This is a genomic window from Fructilactobacillus sanfranciscensis DSM 20451 (assembly GCF_001436035.1).
GTDB classification, from domain to species: domain Bacteria; phylum Bacillota; class Bacilli; order Lactobacillales; family Lactobacillaceae; genus Fructilactobacillus; species Fructilactobacillus sanfranciscensis.
On the sequence record NZ_AYYM01000004.1, the window covers coordinates 54,593 to 72,026 of the forward strand.

General features: G+C 32.9%; 16 protein-coding genes and 1 pseudogene. 16 read left to right on the forward strand and 1 reads right to left on the reverse strand.

All coding sequences use genetic code 11. The features are described 5' to 3' along the window. The first annotated feature begins 10 nt into the window (after window positions 1-10). The 9 genes from FD36_RS02385 to FD36_RS02425 all read left to right on the forward strand — a co-directional run bounded on the left by FD36_RS02385 (window position 11) and on the right by FD36_RS02425 (window position 8,429). The gene (locus tag FD36_RS02385; protein ID WP_056957794.1) at window positions 11-961 is read left to right on the forward strand and encodes a thymidylate synthase; all 951 of its coding nucleotides are present in this window, start codon (window positions 11-13) and stop codon (window positions 959-961) included. A gap of 12 nt (window positions 962-973) precedes the next feature. Then, window positions 974-1,465 carry a dihydrofolate reductase gene (locus tag FD36_RS02390; protein ID WP_056957795.1) on the forward strand — a complete coding sequence of 164 codons (492 nt, stop codon included), beginning with the start codon at window positions 974-976 and terminating at the stop codon, window positions 1,463-1,465. A gap of 12 nt (window positions 1,466-1,477) precedes the next feature. Next, window positions 1,478-1,699: a YozE family protein gene (locus FD36_RS02395; protein ID WP_014082019.1), complete on the forward strand. Its 222-nt coding sequence runs from the start codon at window positions 1,478-1,480 to the stop codon at window positions 1,697-1,699. A gap of 10 nt (window positions 1,700-1,709) precedes the next feature. Further along, the gene (gene ylqF / locus FD36_RS02400; protein WP_014082018.1) at window positions 1,710-2,573 is read left to right on the forward strand and encodes a ribosome biogenesis GTPase YlqF; all 864 of its coding nucleotides are present in this window, start codon (window positions 1,710-1,712) and stop codon (window positions 2,571-2,573) included. 2 nt (window positions 2,574-2,575) lie between these two features. After that, on the forward strand, window positions 2,576-3,340 hold the full coding sequence (locus FD36_RS02405) for a ribonuclease HII (protein WP_082610580.1): 765 nt from the start codon (window positions 2,576-2,578) through the stop codon (window positions 3,338-3,340). Between the two features lie 41 nt (window positions 3,341-3,381). After that, complete coding sequence (gene dprA, locus FD36_RS02410; RefSeq protein ID WP_056957796.1) at window positions 3,382-4,257, forward strand: DNA-processing protein DprA; 876 nt, start codon at window positions 3,382-3,384, stop codon at window positions 4,255-4,257. An 88-nt stretch (window positions 4,258-4,345) separates the two neighbouring features. Further along, window positions 4,346-6,469, forward strand: coding sequence for a type I DNA topoisomerase (topA, locus tag FD36_RS02415; RefSeq protein ID WP_056957797.1), 2,124 nt, complete (start codon window positions 4,346-4,348; stop codon window positions 6,467-6,469). A gap of 52 nt (window positions 6,470-6,521) precedes the next feature. Further along, window positions 6,522-7,454 carry a tyrosine recombinase XerC gene (xerC, locus tag FD36_RS02420; RefSeq protein WP_014082014.1) on the forward strand — a complete coding sequence of 311 codons (933 nt, stop codon included), beginning with the start codon at window positions 6,522-6,524 and terminating at the stop codon, window positions 7,452-7,454. Between the two features lie 90 nt (window positions 7,455-7,544). Beyond that, window positions 7,545-8,429, forward strand: coding sequence for an aldose 1-epimerase family protein (locus FD36_RS02425; RefSeq protein WP_056957798.1), 885 nt, complete (start codon window positions 7,545-7,547; stop codon window positions 8,427-8,429). 34 nt (window positions 8,430-8,463) lie between these two features. Here FD36_RS02425 and plsY read toward each other — a convergent pair whose 3' ends face one another. Then, window positions 8,464-9,093, reverse strand: a complete 630-nt coding sequence (gene plsY / locus FD36_RS02430) for a glycerol-3-phosphate 1-O-acyltransferase PlsY (RefSeq protein ID WP_056957799.1) — start codon at window positions 9,091-9,093, stop codon at window positions 8,464-8,466. A 157-nt stretch (window positions 9,094-9,250) separates the two neighbouring features. Between plsY and parE the strand changes: the two genes are divergently transcribed. The 7 genes and pseudogenes from parE (at window position 9,251) to FD36_RS02465 (ending at window position 17,419) form a co-directional block, all read left to right on the forward strand. Further along, the gene (parE, locus tag FD36_RS02435; protein WP_056957800.1) at window positions 9,251-11,209 is read left to right on the forward strand and encodes a DNA topoisomerase IV subunit B; all 1,959 of its coding nucleotides are present in this window, start codon (window positions 9,251-9,253) and stop codon (window positions 11,207-11,209) included. 15 nt (window positions 11,210-11,224) lie between these two features. Beyond that, window positions 11,225-13,690 (forward strand): DNA topoisomerase IV subunit A, encoded by a 2,466-nt coding sequence (gene parC / locus FD36_RS02440; protein ID WP_082610582.1) that lies wholly within the window; start codon window positions 11,225-11,227, stop codon window positions 13,688-13,690. A gap of 79 nt (window positions 13,691-13,769) precedes the next feature. Next, the gene (locus FD36_RS02445; RefSeq protein WP_056957801.1) at window positions 13,770-14,711 is read left to right on the forward strand and encodes a manganese-dependent inorganic pyrophosphatase; all 942 of its coding nucleotides are present in this window, start codon (window positions 13,770-13,772) and stop codon (window positions 14,709-14,711) included. A gap of 162 nt (window positions 14,712-14,873) precedes the next feature. Then, window positions 14,874-15,311 (forward strand): peptide-methionine (R)-S-oxide reductase MsrB, encoded by a 438-nt coding sequence (gene msrB, locus FD36_RS02450; RefSeq protein ID WP_014082008.1) that lies wholly within the window; start codon window positions 14,874-14,876, stop codon window positions 15,309-15,311. A gap of 11 nt (window positions 15,312-15,322) precedes the next feature. Next, complete coding sequence (gene msrA / locus FD36_RS02455; RefSeq protein WP_056957802.1) at window positions 15,323-15,853, forward strand: peptide-methionine (S)-S-oxide reductase MsrA; 531 nt, start codon at window positions 15,323-15,325, stop codon at window positions 15,851-15,853. Window positions 15,854-16,048: 195 nt separating this feature from the next. Then, window positions 16,049-16,952 (forward strand): annotated as a pseudogene (locus FD36_RS02460) (ATP-binding cassette domain-containing protein). Then, window positions 16,952-17,419 carry a hypothetical protein gene (locus FD36_RS02465; protein ID WP_056957803.1) on the forward strand — a complete coding sequence of 156 codons (468 nt, stop codon included), beginning with the start codon at window positions 16,952-16,954 and terminating at the stop codon, window positions 17,417-17,419. Before FD36_RS02460 ends, FD36_RS02465 begins: the two are co-directional and overlap by 1 nt. The last annotated feature ends 15 nt before the right edge of the window (window positions 17,420-17,434 follow it).

Here is a 17,434-nt window from a genome sequence, read left to right on the forward strand (position 1 = left end):
GAATTTTTTAATGTTAGAAGATGCATATTTAAATTTAGCAAGGTTTGTATTAGAAAATGGACACAAAAAAGAAGATCGAACGGGAACAGGAACTATTAGTTATTTTGGACAACAAATGCGATTTGATTTATCCCAGGGTTTTCCATTATTAACCACTAAAAGCGTACCTTTTCGATTAATAAAAAGTGAGTTGTTGTGGTTTTTAAGAGGAGACACTAATATTGCTTATTTATTGAAAAATAATAATCATATTTGGGATGAATGGGCTTTTGAACGTTGGGTTAATTCAGATGAATATACTGGACCAGATATGACTGATTTTGGGATTAGATCTCAAAAAGATCCCGAATTCAAAAAGCAATATCTTGCACAAAAAAAATTGTTTTGCCAAATGATTCTTGATGACGAAATATTTGCTAAGAAATTTGGAGATTTAGGCTTAGTCTATGGAAGTCAATGGAGAAAGTGGAAAACCAGTACTGGTGAAACAATCGATCAGATTAAAAAGGTAATTGAAACAATTAAAACTAATCCAAATTCACGACGAATGATTGTTTCTGCTTGGAATCCAGAAGATGTTGACGATATGGCATTACCACCATGTCATACAATGTTTCAGTTTTATGTGAACGACGGTAAATTAAGTTGTCAACTTTACCAACGTAGTGCCGATATCTTTTTAGGGGTTCCTTTTAACATTGCTAGTTATGCATTGTTAACTAGTCTTATTGCAAAGGAATGTGGCCTTGAACCTGGTGATTTTGTACATACATTAGGTGATGCACATATCTATTTGAATCACGTTGATCAAATTAAGGAGCAACTTTCTAGAACACCTTTTAAAGCACCTAAATTATGGCTTAATCCTGAAAAAGAAAGTATCTTTGACTATGATATGGATGATATTAAAATTGAAGACTATAAGCATCACAGTGCAATTAAAGGTGCTGTGGCAGTTTAATAAGGAGTTAACATGTTAGCATTTATTTGGGCAGAAGCTGCCAACAAAGTAATCGGTAAGGATGGAAATCTTCCGTGGCATATTGCCGATGACATGGCATTTTTTAAAGAAACAACCCTTAATCATCAAATTATTTGTGGTTATACAACTTTTAAAAGTTTTGGTCGGCCATTACCAAAGCGAAAAAATTTAATTTTAACTCATCGAGACCCATCAGAATTTCCAGAAAGTGTTACCGTTTTTAATTCAAAAGATGACCTTTTGCAATATGCAAATAAATTTCCAAATGAAATGATTTTTGTAGTTGGAGGAAGAGCAATTTATCAAGAACTTTTGCCTTATACTGATTATTTGTATCGTACAAAGATTGATAAAAATGTTGACGGTGATACAAAAATGGTTGAGATTAACTATGATAATTTTAAATTAATTAAGAAAATTGATGGGAAAGATAATCTTGATTATCCTCATCATTTCGAAATCTATCAAAGAAAAAATAAGTAAGAGGTTTTATTAATGAGGAAAAGCTTTTATGAATATTTAATGACCGAAAGAAATCCGAATGGTTATGATGAAATCTCACAATTTGCTAATAATGCTTTCTTTGATACTCAATTTCCAAAGCACGAAAATAATTTTGAAATTATTTCAAAATATTTGGAAGAGAATGCTGGATATTTACCAAGTATGACAATTTTTGATGAAGCATGGCAAAAATACTTAGCTTATTTAGATTAAGGGAGAAATTATGAAAAGTAATATTCAATGGTTTCCGGGTCACATGGCTAAAGCAATCCGCCAATTCGAGGAAAACATTAAATTAGTAGATATTGTGTTTGAATTAGTAGATGCTCGGATTCCATACACATCAATTAATCCAGAAGTTAAACGAATTAGTCGTGACAAACCCCGCTTAATGATTTTAACTAAAGCTGACTTAGCTGATCCTGTAATGACAAAAAAATGGATTGAATATTTTAAATCACAAGGAATTAGAGCAATTGCTATTGATTCTAAAGTTAATGGAGTTCGAAAAAAAATTGAAAATATTTCTGAAGGTATTTTAAAAGATTACTTAGAATCCCAAAGTAATAAGGGATATGATAGAAAGGCTTTAAAAGCAATTTGCGTTGGTGTTCCTAATGTTGGTAAATCAACTTTGCTAAATCAATTAGTTAGTAAACGTTCTGCACAGGTTGGTAATAGACCTGGAGTTACAAAAGGGCAACAATGGCTAACTTCTAATGGAAAATTAGTATTATTAGATACGCCCGGAATTTTGTGGCCTAAATTTCAATCTCAAGAGATTGCAGAAAAGCTTTCATTAACAGGTGCAATTCGAGAAAGCTCATTTCATAGTGATGATGTAGCATTATTTGCGTTAGACTTTTTCAAACAGAATCATCGAGAAGAGCTAAAGAATCGTTATCATTTAACAGATGCTGATTTCGAGTTAAGTAATCCAGATTTGCTCCTTAAAATTACAGCAAATCTAGGAATGCGCGATGATTATGAACGTGCCTCAGATCGGATAATTAATGATGTTAGAAAAGGTAAATTAGGACGTTATACTTTAGACTTTCCAGATAAAATTTCTGTTGGAGAAGAATAGTTTTGAATATTAAAGAAATTAAAGAATCTTTTATGCGAGTTCGAGAAACACAGGACCCGCTTTTTTCGTTATATAAGGATGATAAACGTAAGGGTGTACAAAATATCATTAAACAAACTCAAAGTAGAATTGCACGTCAACAAAAAGCAGAAAATGATTTTGAAAAAAGATTTGAAATTGAAACTAATTTCTGGAGTCAAGGGATTAACTTAATTGCTGGAATAGATGAAGTCGGTCGAGGTCCATTAGCAGGACCTGTGGTTGCAGCAGCAGTTATTTTGCCACATGATTTTAAAATTCTAGAGGTTAATGATTCAAAAAAATTAACTGATCAGAAACGCCGTGAATTAGTTAAAATAATTAAGGAACAAGCAATTAGTTATGCTTATGCTGTTATTGATAATCATGTAATTGATGAAGTTAATATTTATCAAGCGACTCGGATTGCAATGAAACAAGCAGTTGAATCATTAGATGTTAAGCCTCAACAATTATTAATTGATGCAATGGATATAGATCTGGACATTCCACAATTAAAAATAATTAAAGGTGATGCAAAATCAAACTCAATCGCAGCAGCAAGTATTTTGGCTAAAGTAACGCGTGATGATTTAATGATTAAGTATCATAAGCAATACCCAGAATATGATTTTTGTAATAATGATGGTTATGGTACCCCAAAACACTTAGCTGCTTTAGAAACATATGGGGTAACCCCAATTCACCGTAAAACCTTTGCCCCGGTTAAAGATCTAACTCAAAAATAAACTAATTACGTATCTATCTAAAAGTGGAGCGTGCTAGTTAAATGGATAAAAGAACTTTGTTATTAAGAATTAAATTGTGTCCGGGGATTGGTTTAAAGGGAGAAAATTTAGCTTATCAGTGGCTGAAAAATGAAAATATTGGTAATTTAGATATTGAAGAAGTTCAAGCCATGACTATTAATTTACTCAGAGAACATCATTTAAATTATCAAAAGTTTGCAGTTTCCTTTCTAAGTCGCGATTTAAATATTATGGTTAATCAGGCTATGAGAAAAAAATGGATTACAATTTTTGATGACATCTATCCAGAACAATTAAAAGAGATGTATTTGCCACCGGTGATATTATTCTATGCTGGTAATTTAAAATTATTAAACGAAAAAAATTTATTAGGTGTGGTAGGTTCTCGAAAATGTTCTAAGTACGCAGTTCAGGCTATGAAAAAAATTTTTAGTCAGAATGTAATTAGTCATTATGTAATTGTTTCTGGTTTGGCTGAAGGAGTGGATACGCTTGGACATCAGATTGCTTTAGCTAATAGGGGAAAAACAATTGCAGTTTTGGGAACGGGATTAGATTGTTTTTATCCTCGAAGTAATCAAGGACTTCAAATTGAACTAACAAAAAATAATTTAGTTTTGAGCGAATATGATTCTGGAATTGGTCCGCGCAAACATCATTTTGTTGAACGAAATCGTATTATTGCTGGACTTTCACAAAAATTATTAGTTGTCGAAGCAAGACTTAAATCTGGTTCGTTGATTACAGCAAGTTTAGCTTTACAAAATAATCGTGATATCCTTGCAGTACCTGGTAATGTTAATAGCAGTTATTCGGCAGGTTCCAACGAATTAATTGCCGCAGGTTGTCAACCTTGTCTCGATGAAAGAGACGTCTTAGGACGCATTGTCATTTGACACTATAAAAAAACTGCAATATGATGATTTAGAAATTCAAATAAAAAATAACTATATATGTAGAAAAAATAAATGAGGGATAGATTTAATGGCCACTAGTATGACTAGTAAAAAGAAAACAACAGCAAAAAGTAAAAAAAAGCGTACTACGAATAAAAAATTAGTCATTGTGGAATCACCTGCTAAAGCAAAGACCATTAGTAAATACTTAGGAAGAACCTATACGGTTGTCGCAAGTAAAGGACATATCCGTGATTTACCTAAAAGTCGAATGGGAATTGACATTCCGGATGATTTTAAACCTGATTATATTTCAATTCGTGGTAAAGGTGACACAATTAAAATGTTAAAGGCAGAGGCAAAAAAAGCTAAAGAAGTTTTTCTTGCTTCCGATCCTGATCGTGAAGGGGAAGCAATTGCTTGGCACGTTTCTCATGTATTAAATTTAGATGTTAATGATAAAAATCGAGTAACCTTTAACGAAATAACTAAAGAAACAGTTAAAGATGCCTTTAAGCATCCGCGTACGATTGATATGAACTTAGTTGATGCTCAACAAGCTCGAAGGATTATTGATCGTTTGGTGGGATATTCAATTTCCCCAATTCTTTGGAAAAAAGTAAAAAAAGGGCTTAGTGCTGGACGAGTTCAATCCGTTGCACTATGGATTATTATTAAACGAGAACGTGAAATTCAAGCTTTTAATCCAGAAGAATATTGGACCATTGATTCCGTTTTTAAAAAGGGACGTTCAAAGTTTAAAGCATCTTTTTATGGTGTGGATGGTAAGAAATTTCCTTTAGGCAATAATGATGATGTTCAAAATGTTCTAAAGAAGCTTGATGCTAAAGCTGATTTTGAAATTACGGATGTTAAAAAACGAGAAAAGAAAAGACAACCGCCTCGTCCGTTTACCACTAGTACCTTACAACAAGATGCAAATAAAAAGTTGCATTTTAAAACTGGTCGGACCATGATGGCTGCTCAACAATTGTATGAAGGAATTAACATTGGTAAAGAAGGTAGTCAAGGATTGATTACCTATATGCGTACTGATTCAACTAGAATTTCTGCAGGAGCTAAGCTCGAAGCAGCCCAATTCATTCATGATGAATATGGTCCAGAGTATGCCTTGAATCATCCGCGGAAATTGAAACTTCCTGAAGGTGCTCAAGATGCCCATGAAGCTGTTCGACCTACTTCAGTTATGCGAACCCCTAAGCAGATTGAAAAATACTTAACTAAAGATCAATTCAAATTATATAATTTAATTTGGTCAAGATTTGTGGCTAGTCAAATGACACCCGCAATTGTTGATACAGAAACTGTTAAAGTAGTTCAAAATGGGGTCGAATATCGTGCTAACGGTTCAAAACTTAATTTTGAAGGATATTTAAAAGCTTATTCAGCAGGAAAAGAGAAAGATAATATTCTTCCCGATCTTGAAATTGGTGATCACGTCACTTTAGATAATAATGTTCCTAATCAACACTTTACTCAGCCACCAGCTCGATATACAGAAGCAAACTTAATTAAGGCTCTCGAAGAAAACGGAGTTGGTCGACCATCGACTTATGCTCCTACTTTGATGACGATTCAAAAACGTTATTACGTTAAACTTGATGCCCGTCGGTTTGTACCAACAGAATTAGGTGAAATCGTTAATAAATTAATTGAAGAATATTTCCCAGAAATTGTAAATGTTGATTTTACGGCTGCTATTGAAGGGAAACTTGATGATATTGAAGAAGCAAAACTTAGATGGGTCAAATTAGTAAGTGAGTTCTATCAACCATTTTCTAAAGAAGTTAGTTATGCGGAAAAAGAAATGGAAGATGTTCAAATTAAAGAACCGTTGGCCGGATTTAATTGTAATATTTGTGGTTCTCCTATGGTAGAAAAAATGGGTAAATATGGGAAGTTCTTTGCCTGTTCTCGTTTCCCAGATTGTCGTAATACACAAACAATTGTTAAAGAAATTGGAGTAATTTGTCCTAAGTGTCATGAAGGTCAAGTTATCGAACGGAAAACTAAGAAAAATCGATTATTCTATGGTTGTTCGCGTTATCCTGATTGTGATTTTGTGACTTGGGATAAACCAATTGGTCGTGATTGTCCTAAGTGTGGACATTTCTTGGTTAATAAGAAGGTTCGTGGCGGATGGCAAGTAATTTGTCCTGAAGGCGATTATGAAGAAAATGTAATTAAATAAAAAGAGACTGTTCTTTTTGAACAGTCTTTTTTAAATAGAGTAGGTGATTCTAATGAATCAAAGTAATCAAAAATTAATTCAACTATTTATTAAATATATTATTAATGAGCGTCAATACTCAGATAATACAGCCCGAGCATATCATGATGATATTTCACAATTTTCTGAATTTTTAGCAGATTCTGGTGTAGATAAAGATTTTAGTTTGATTGATAGTTTTGATGTGGAAGTCTACCTAAGTCATTTACATGATTTTGGAGATAATAACAATACAATTGCTCGGAAAATGTCTTCTTTACGCTCTTTTTACAATTTTTTGGTTAACAATCAAATTGTGGAAGATAATCCCTTTGTATATGTAAACATCAAAAAGCATACTAATCACTTACCTCGGTTCTTCTATAATAAAGAATTGGATAAACTTTTTGAAACAGCTAAAACAGCTAAAAATCCCTTATTAGCATATCGAAATACTTCTTTATTAGAAGTTTTATATGGCACGGGAATTCGAGTTAGTGAGTGCGCTAATTTAACACTTGACGATGTCGATTTATCTAATAATATGATGCTTGTACTTGGTAAAGGGAATAAGGAACGTTACCTGCCTTTTGGTAAATATGCAAATGATGCAATCACTGAATACATTCATAAAAGTCGGAATGTATTAATGGATAAATTTAATAAACAGCATCCTTACCTATTTGTTGATCAACATGGTTCACATATTACTAGTCGTGGAATAGAATACGTTTTAAACCAAATTATGAAAAAAAGTGGATTAAATACAAGTATTCATCCTCATATGTTACGACATACTTTTGCTACTCAAATGTTAAATAATGGGGCTGATTTAAGAACTGTGCAGGAGTTATTAGGTCATGCAAATTTATCAACCACCCAAATTTATACGCATGTTACCAAAGAAAAATTGTTAAAAAATTATCAAAACTTTTTTAAACGGCGTGATGATGAGAATCCAGATTAAGATATTTTTAAATTTTATGTTTTTTCTTTGCAAAGCTATTAATCCATGTCAGAATAGAGAGACAAAGAATTATTTGCGGGGAGAATGACAATGATTGTATCATTAAAAAATGAAGATTTAACCGTTAAAATTAATCAAATAGGAGCTGAATTGATCTCGGTTAAAAATTCTCACCAGCTCGAGTATATTTGGGAAGCTAATCCAAATTATTGGAAAAGACATGCTCCAATTTTATTTCCAATGGTTGGTCGTTTGAAAAATGATGAATATAACTATGATGGAAAAACATATACAATGTATCAACATGGCTTTGCACGTGATAGTAAATTTGAAATCATTGACTCTAATGATACGAAAGTGATTTTTTTGTTAAAATCAAACTCTAAAACCATGAAGATTTATCCATTTAGGTTTGAATTGTTTGTAACTTATATTCTTGTTGGAGATACTTTACAAATACAAATGTTAGTTAAAAACCAAGATGAACATTCCATGTACTTTTCAATTGGTGCTCATCCAGGTTTTAAAGTTCCAATCAATCCTGATGAAGAAAGTTATAGTGATTATGAGTTGGTTGTAAAGCCTGAAAAAAATTATTCGTTAATTGAATTAAATAAAAACGGATTAACAACTTCCAATCAATCTAAGTTTAGTATTGATGGTAATCCAATTAAGATTAGTCACGAACTATTTAGAGATGATGCTCGAATTTTTGATGTCGAAGCTAATAAGCAAACTACTTTTACGCTTAAATCTAAGAAATCTCATCATGGTGTATCATTAACAGCATATAAAAATAAATATTTTGGAGTTTGGTCAACTTACCCCACTAAATCTGAATTTGTTTGTATTGAACCATGGTGGGGAATTGCTGATTCAGAAAATAGTACAGGATTTATTAGGAATAAAAATGATATTAGCCGATTATGTTGCGGCGAAGAATTTGTTACTAATTTTGATATTACATTTTTCTAAAATAAAAAGACTTTCAATATTGAAAGTCTTTTTATTATTTAATTGATTTTTTGATATATTTTAAATACCAATAATAAAAACCAAACGGGACTAGATTCTCATTTCCATGAATAATTTTTATGATATTTTTGCGATGACGATAAATCACAAAGCAGGTTAGGCAGAAAGCAATTAAAGTAAGTGCTTTATCATGAGCACAGAATGAAACAAAAATAATCATGATGAAACTAATTATACTTCCAAGGCTCACCATACTTGTAATTAGGATACAGGATGCAAGGACGATAGCTGCAATTAAGAAAAATCTTGGATTATACGCCAATAACATTCCTGCACTAGTTGCGACAGCCTTTCCACCCTTAAAATGATCAAAGATCGAAAAAGTGTGTCCGATAACTGCAACTACACCAAAAACCAGTGGATACCATGAACTAATTCCATAATACATCGGTAGCCAAGTTGCAATAAATCCTTTGCCAATATCCATAAATAAAACAATCGTTCCAGCAACTGGCCCTAAAACACGGTAAGTATTAGTGGTACCGATGTTTTTTGAACCATGTCTCCTAATATCAATGCTAAAAAATGTTTTACCGATCCAAACTCCACTTGGAATTGATCCAAGTAGATATGCAATCAATAAAAGAATAATTATTTTAATCATTTTTCCTCCAAAGATTTAAATATGAACAATCATAATTTTAGCATTAATTATCTAAATAAGACAGATTACAAGATAAAAAGGTATTGATAAATCCTTTATTTGCAATACATGCTAAATAAGTTATTATAAAATACAGACGAAAAGGAGTTTTCAGCATATGACGAAATTAAACAATTCAGAAAAGTATGATGCTTCCTCAATTCAAGTTCTTCATGGATTAGAAGCGGTTCGTAAACGTCCAGGGATGTACATTGGTTCTACTGATAGTAAAGGCTTACATCATCTGGTTTACGAAATTGTAGACAATGCTGTCGATGAAGCAATCGCAGGTTACGGAAAAGAAATAAATGTAACAATTCATAAAGATGACAGTATTACAGTTGTCGATCATGGTCGGGGAATGCCGGTTGGAATGCATGCTTCTGGTAAACCTACTCCAGAGGTTATTTTAACTGTTTTACATGCTGGTGGTAAGTTTGGTCAAGGAGGATATAAAACTTCTGGAGGATTGCACGGTGTGGGCTCTAGTGTAGTAAATGCACTATCAAGTCACTTAACGGTTGAAATTGTGCGAGATCATCAAAAATATCAAGAAGATTTTGAAAATGGTGGTCATCCAGTTGGAACTCTTCGTAATTTAGGTAAAACTAAAGCTGGCAATGGAACCACGATTACCTTTAAACCTGATTCAGAAATGTTCACTACGATTACGTATAATTTTGACACTTTAGCAACCCGTTTACGTGAATCAGCATTTTTATTGAAAGGGGTTAAAATTACTCTTACCGATGAAAGAGAAGGCAAAGAGCGTGAAGAAGTTTACCAATATGATGATGGAATTAAGGAATTTGTTGCATATTTAAATGAAGGAAAAAGTGTACTTGGCGATGTCATGTACTTTGATGGTAGTAAGCAAGGGATTGAAGTTGAAGTAGCTGCAGAATATAACGACGGCTATACTGAAACCATGCTTTCATTCGTTAATAATGTACGTACCAAAGATGGTGGTACTCATGAAGCTGGTTTTAAGAGCGGATGGACAAAGGCCTTTAATGAATATGCTCGTAAAGTTGGCATTTTAAAAGAGAAAGATAAAAATCTTGACGGTTCCGATATTCGTGAAGGATTAACTGCAGTGATTGCATTACGTGTTCCTGAAGAAGGACTTCAATTTGAAGGCCAAACTAAAGAAAAACTTGGAACACCAGAAGCACGTTCAATCGTTGATAGTGTTGTTGATGAACAATTACTTTACTTTTTAATGGAAAACGGTGATTTAGCTAATACACTAGTTCAAAAAGCATTACGTGCTCGAAAAGCTAGAGAAACAGCAAAAAAAGCTCGAGAAGAGAGCCGCCATGGTAAAAAGAAAAAGAAACAAGAAAAATTACTATCTGGCAAGTTGACGCCCGCCCAATCAAAAGATGCTGCTAAAAATGAATTATTTTTAGTCGAAGGTGATTCTGCTGGAGGTTCGGCTAAACAAGGTCGTGATCGAAAGCATCAAGCCATTCTTCCTTTAAGAGGGAAAGTTCTTAATACAGAAAAAGCAAATGTAGCTGATATCATGAAAAATGAAGAAATTAGCACAATTATTTATACTGTTGGTGCTGGTATGGGAAATGATTTTAAATTAAAAGATGCTAATTATGACAAAATCATTATTATGACGGATGCCGATGATGATGGGGCTCATATTCAAATTCTGTTATTGACATTCTTTTACAAGTTTATGCGTCCTATGATTGAAGCTGGTCATGTCTACGTTGCTTTGCCACCACTTTATAAACTACAAGAAGGTAAAGGTAAAAAAGCTAAAATTGAATATGCATGGACCAATGAAGAATTAAATTCTCTTAGAAAAGACTTTCCTAAGGGAATGACATTGCAAAGATTTAAAGGCCTTGGGGAAATGAATGCTGACCAGTTATGGGAAACAACCATGGATCCCGAACATCGAACTTTGATTAGAGTACAAATTGATGATGCTGCTGTTGCAGAACGTCAAGTGTCAACTTTAATGGGAAGTAAAGTAGAACCACGTCGAGACTGGATTGAAAATAATGTTCAATTTAATCTTGAAGATGAAGGAAGTATTTTAGATAATACAAAATAATAGGAGGTGAAATGATTGGCAAAAGAAGCTGAAATTAAAAATCTTTCCTTAGCATCCGTTATGGATGAACGTTTTAGTCGTTATTCAAAAGCAATTATTCAAGAACGGGCTTTGCCAGACGTTCGTGATGGGTTGAAACCTGTTCAAAGACGAATTCTTTATTCAATGAATAAAGACGGAAACACTTATGATAAGGGTTTCAGAAAATCTGCTAAATCAGTTGGTAATGTAATGGGTAATTTCCATCCCCATGGTGATAGTTCCATCTATGATGCGATGGTTCGAATGAGTCAATCATGGAAACTAAGAGAACCACTAATTGATATGCATGGTAATAATGGATCAATGGATGGTGATCCTCCTGCAGCTATGCGTTATACAGAAGCTCGAATTAGTAAAATTACTGGTGAGATGCTTCGAGATATTGATAAAGGAACCGTTGACTGGGTTTTAAACTTCGATGATACTGAGTATGAACCCACTGTTTTACCAGCTCGATTGCCTAACTTATTAATTAATGGGGCCACTGGGATTTCAGCTGGATATGCAACTGAAATTCCTCCTCATAATTTAGGTGAAGTAATTGATGCCTTACTCTACTTACAAGGACATGCGGATGCCACGCTCGATGATTTAATGAAGTTTGTGCAAGGTCCTGATTTTCCTACTGGTGGTATCATTCAAGGAATAGATGGAATTAAGCAGGCATATAAAGACGGTCATGGTAAAATCATGATTCGTTCACGTAGTACGATTGAGGATCTTCGTGGTGGTAAAAAATTAGTTAAAGTTACTGAAATTCCTTACGAAGTAAACAAATCACAATTAGTTAAACAAATTGATGAAATTAGAATTAATAAAAAAGTTGATGGAATTGCAGAAGTCCGAGATGATTCTGATCGAACTGGATTAATGATTTCTATCGAATTGAAACGTGATGCTGAAGTAAAGGGAATTTTAAATTATTTGTATAAAAACACTGATTTACAAGTTTCCTATAACTTTAATGTAGTTGCTATTAAAGATATGCGTCCACAGCGACTTGGATTAAAGGATATTTTAGCCACATATTTAGATTATCAACGTTCAGTAATTACTAAACGAACTAAGTTTGATTTAGATAAGGCACAAGAACGCCAACACATTGTCGAAGGATTAATCAAGGCACTTTCAATTCTTGATGAAGTAATTAGTACCATTCGTTCTAGTTCAAATCGTAAAGATGCTCGTGATAATTTAATGAGTGAGTATGATTTTACTGAAAAGCAAGCGGATGCCATCGTTGCATTACAACTTTATCGCTTAACCAACACAGATGTAACGAAGTTAAAGAAAGAAAATGCTGATTTAGCGGCTAAAATCGCTGAATTTAAATCAATTTTAGCTAATCCAGAAGAACTAGATCACGTTTTAGCTGATGAGTTACGGGATTTAGAGGAAGAGTATCGCAGTCCACGACGTTCAACAATTGAAGCAGAAATTGAGAATATCAAAATTAGTAAAAAAGTAGTTGTTCCAGATGAACAAGTTATGGTCATGGTTTCTCGAGATGGTTATTTAAAACGCAGTAGTATTCGTTCATATAAAGCGTCTGAATTAACTGATAATGGTTTAAAAGACGAAGATCGCCCAGTCTTTATTAAACAATTGAGTACCCGCGATTCATTATTTATTTTTACTGATGCAGGTAACTTAGTTTATCGTCCAGTATTTGAATTAGATGATGTTAAATGGAAAGATACGGGGGATCATATTTCTCAATTAAGTGGAATTGATTCTAATGAAAAAGTACTCGCGTCATTTGCCTTTCCTAACCTTAAAGAACAAGGTAACTTTGTAATTACAACAAAGTCTGGTCATATTAAACAAACCGAATTTGAAAAATTATTGCCAGGTAGAACTTATAAGAGCCGTGCAACTGTTTATGAAAAACTAAAAGATGAATTAGATTCAGTTGTTGATGTTGAGTATATTCCTAATGGAGATGCTAGTGACATTCTGATTATGACAGAACAAGGTCTAGCTCTTCGTTATAGTCTTAGTGAAGTTTCTGTTAATGGGGCTCGTACAACTGGTGCTAAAGCAATTAGTTTGAGTAAAGACGATGTCGTCGTTAATGCCCAATTAGTTAATGAAAATTCACCGCTTGCATTAGTATTTCAAAATGGTAACTTTAAAAAAATAAAAACAAATGAAATTCCTGTTACCAGCCGAGCACGTAAAGGAGTTAAAGTTTTACGTGATCTTAAGACTCGTAAGAATCTACTCGCTAATTTTGTTAGAATTAATCCTGATGATCAAATTTTAACCATTTATACTGATCACTTAAATGGACATGATGTTATTTTAGAAGAACATGGTTTTTCAAATCGTACTTCTAATGGAAATCCAGAAGTTGATGTTAAAATTGATGGTGTACCTGTTTCAATTAATCATCAACCAGTTGCTACAGAAAGTGATGAGATTACTAGTTTAGTTTAAAGTTATTTATCCACTATGTAGGATATTAATTATCTTTGTGGTAAAGTATAATTATAAGAATTTAAAGGAGATTATTTAAATGACTAAAGAATTAGTTTTTGGACACAAAAATCCTGATACAGATGCAATTGCTGCTGCCATTGCACTAGCATATTTAGAAAAACAAGATGGTTACGATACTGAAGCAGTAGCTTTAGGTCCTGTTAATCCTGAAACTAAATTTGTTTTGGATTACTTTGGTGTTAAGGCTCCTCGGATTGTGGAAAATGCTGAACCTGAAACTGATAAAGTAATGTTAGTTGATCATAATGAACCACAACAAAGTATTAATGATATTGCTAATTTGACAGTTACTCACGTAGTTGATCATCACAGAATTAATGGGTTTAACACAGCTAAACCACTATACTTCCGTGCAGCCCCTTATGGTTGTTGTTCAACGGTGATTACTCAAATGTACTCAGAAGAAGGAATTGATATTCCTAAAGAAATTGCTGGTCTTATGATGTCAGCTATTATTTCTGATACATTGTTACTTAAATCACCAACCACTACTGACGTTGACCGTGATGCTTTACAAGCTTTAGCTGATATTGCTGGAGTAGATAATATCGAAGATTACGGTGTTAAAATGCTTAAAGCCGGAACCAACGTTGATGCTAAATCAGACAAAGAACTAATTGATAGTGATGCTAAATCATTCACTTTAGGTGGTAAAAACGTTCGAATCGATCAAATTAACGTTGTTGATTTGGAAGATATTAACAAACGACTTGCCGACATTAAAACTGCCATGGTTGAAGAAGCTAAAGCAGAAAACTATGATTTATTCTTAGTTTTAGTTACGAACGTGTTAACTAGTAACTCAGAAATGATCGTAGTTGGTGAACCAAAAGCAATCGTGGAAACTGCCTTTGCTAATAAATTAAATGACGATGATGTCATGAGTTTACCTGGAGTTGTTTCTCGTAAGAAACAAGTTGTTCCACCATTGACTGAGCAATTAGAAGCTGAAAAATAATAAATTCTTGTTTACTAAAAAACAAGAATATTAAAAAGCGGTTGGATTCCTTTTGAATTCAATCGCTTTTTGTTAAAATATTCTAATCAATAAGTTAGATTGTTTGCAATCTATTATAATTAATCTATCATTAGGTTAATAAATAACATGGAGGAATAAATGATGAGTAAATTTAATGAAGATGTGCTTAAACAAAAGCTAACCCCGGAAGAATATGCGGTTACACAAGAAGCAGCGACCGAACCAGCCTTTACTGGTAAGTACGATGACTTTTTTGAAAAAGGTTTATATGTTGATGTAGCTACTGGTGAACCATTATTTATTTCTGATGATAAGTATAATTCTGGCTGTGGTTGGCCAGCTTTCACTAAGCCAGTTGATAAGAATGCAATTAAAAACAACACGGATACATCTTATGGGATGATTAGAACGGAAGTTAGAAGCTCTGATGGAAATTCTCATTTAGGTCATGTTTTCCCTGATGGTCCTGCTGATAAAGGTGGCTTAAGATACTGCATTAATTCGGCTGCTTTAAAATTTATTCCATATGCTGATCTTGAAAAAGATGGCTACGGGGAATACAAAAAATTAATTAAATAAGAGGTTTTTAAATGAGTAAAAAAACAGAAACTGCAATTTTTGCAGGTGGTTGTTTCTGGTGCATGGTTAAACCATTTGACCAGATGCCAGGGATTGAATCAGTTGTATCTGGATATACTGGTGGACATGTGGCTAATCCAACTTATGAAGAAGTTTGCAGTGGAAAAACTGGACATACTGAAGCCGTTAAAATTACGTTTGATCCAGAAATAATTTCATATCAACAACTGGTCGATATTTATTGGCGGCAAACTGATCCAACTGATGCAATGGGACAATTTCAAGATCGTGGCGATAGTTATCGTCCTATAATTTTTGTAAATAGTCCGGAACAACGAAAAATTGCAGAAGCTTCAAAAAAAGCATTAGAAGACTCTGGAAAATTTGATGATCCAATTGTAACTAAGATTGAAGCTGCTAAACCATTTTATCCAGCTGAAGATTATCATCAAGATTTCTATAAAAAGAATCCACTTCGGGCTGAAATGGAGGAAATGGGTGGAAGAGAACAATTTAAACAAGCTATTTGGGAAAATAAATAATCATTAGTTTAATAAATTAAGATCTATGATAAAATCATAGGTCTTTTTTGTTGTTATTGTATAATGCAATCAATGTGCAACTGCTGGTTGCGGGCTATGCAATCGTTTGATAACAGGGGTTTTGTAGATTTTTCTAACTATTTAGGTATACTTAAATTCAGATATGCATATCGAATCAAAAATAGGAGATCTAAAATGCAAAATCAATTTAGAAAACAAATTATTAAATTACGACAAGCACAAAACTTAAATCACAAAACTTATCGCAAGAAATGTTAGCTAAAAAAATGTTTGTTTCACGGCAATCAGTTTCTAAATGGGAAAAGGGGGGGATTCCATTCCTGATTTAGATAAATTACTTTCTTTATCCCAAATCTTTAACGTTGATTTAAATGAACTAGTTACTGGTAATAAAATTGAAAAAGAACAATTGTTAAAGCTTTCAGGAATTAAAATGGATTTTGATACCCCTGTATTACGCAATATTAATTTACAAGTTTCTGCTAATGAAAGAATTGCCTTTTTAGGAAGTAATGGTGCTGGTAAAACTACTTTAGTAAGAATCATTAGTGGGTCGTTAAAACCGACTTCAGGTACAGTTGAACGTAACTATAATCAAAATCTGGACTTTGGATTGATGATTCAGGAAAATACTTTAATTGAAAGTTTTCGGGTATCAGAAATGATTGAGCTGACCATTTCATTAAATAAGTTAACTAATGTAAATATTGATGAAGTTCTTAACGAATTTGGACTTTTAGATAAGAAAAAACAATTTGTTTCAGCTTTATCTGGAGGACAAAAACGAAAACTAGATTTATTAATTAGTTCCATTAAACCATCGAAACTATTAATTTTAGATGAGCCAACGGTAGGAATGGATTTAGAAACAATTGATTTTTTCTGGAGGTATATGGATCAAATTAAAGGAACTGTCATTACAATTACTCATGATTTTAATCAAATTGACCATTATTTTGATTGAGTTATTCTTTTAAAAAATGGTGAAATTAGTTGCGATGAAAAAGTAGCAACCATTCATTCGCATAATCAAACCATTGATCAATGGTATCGTCAACATAATAGTGAGGTGGAATAATGAATATTTACTTAATGATTAAAAATACCTTTAGAAATAAGCGCTTTATTTTCTTTACCATTTTAACTCCGTTTTTTTGGTACATAGCATTAGTAATGATGAGCAAAACGAGTGGTTTTTATAAAACTAAATATGCTTATATTTGGTTTACTGTTAGTTGTTTGATTGGAATTGCAGGAAACTCTTTAGTTTCGTTTGCCAAATCAATTAATTCCATGAAAAATTTCTATGAATTACAAATTGCAACCTTCAAATACACGATTTTAAAATGGTTGTATGATGAAATCATTGTCCAATTAGTTTTAAATACGATCATTTGTTTAGTTATTTTAATCGTTACGTTTTTGATTGGTCACGTTGAATTTAGCCTAAAATTTGTTTTATTAATTATAATTTTAAACATTTTGGGTTGTTATTTAAGCTTGTTTGGTTTTACATTGGGTCAATTTCTAAAGAGCATAGGGTAACTGTCTCATCTATTT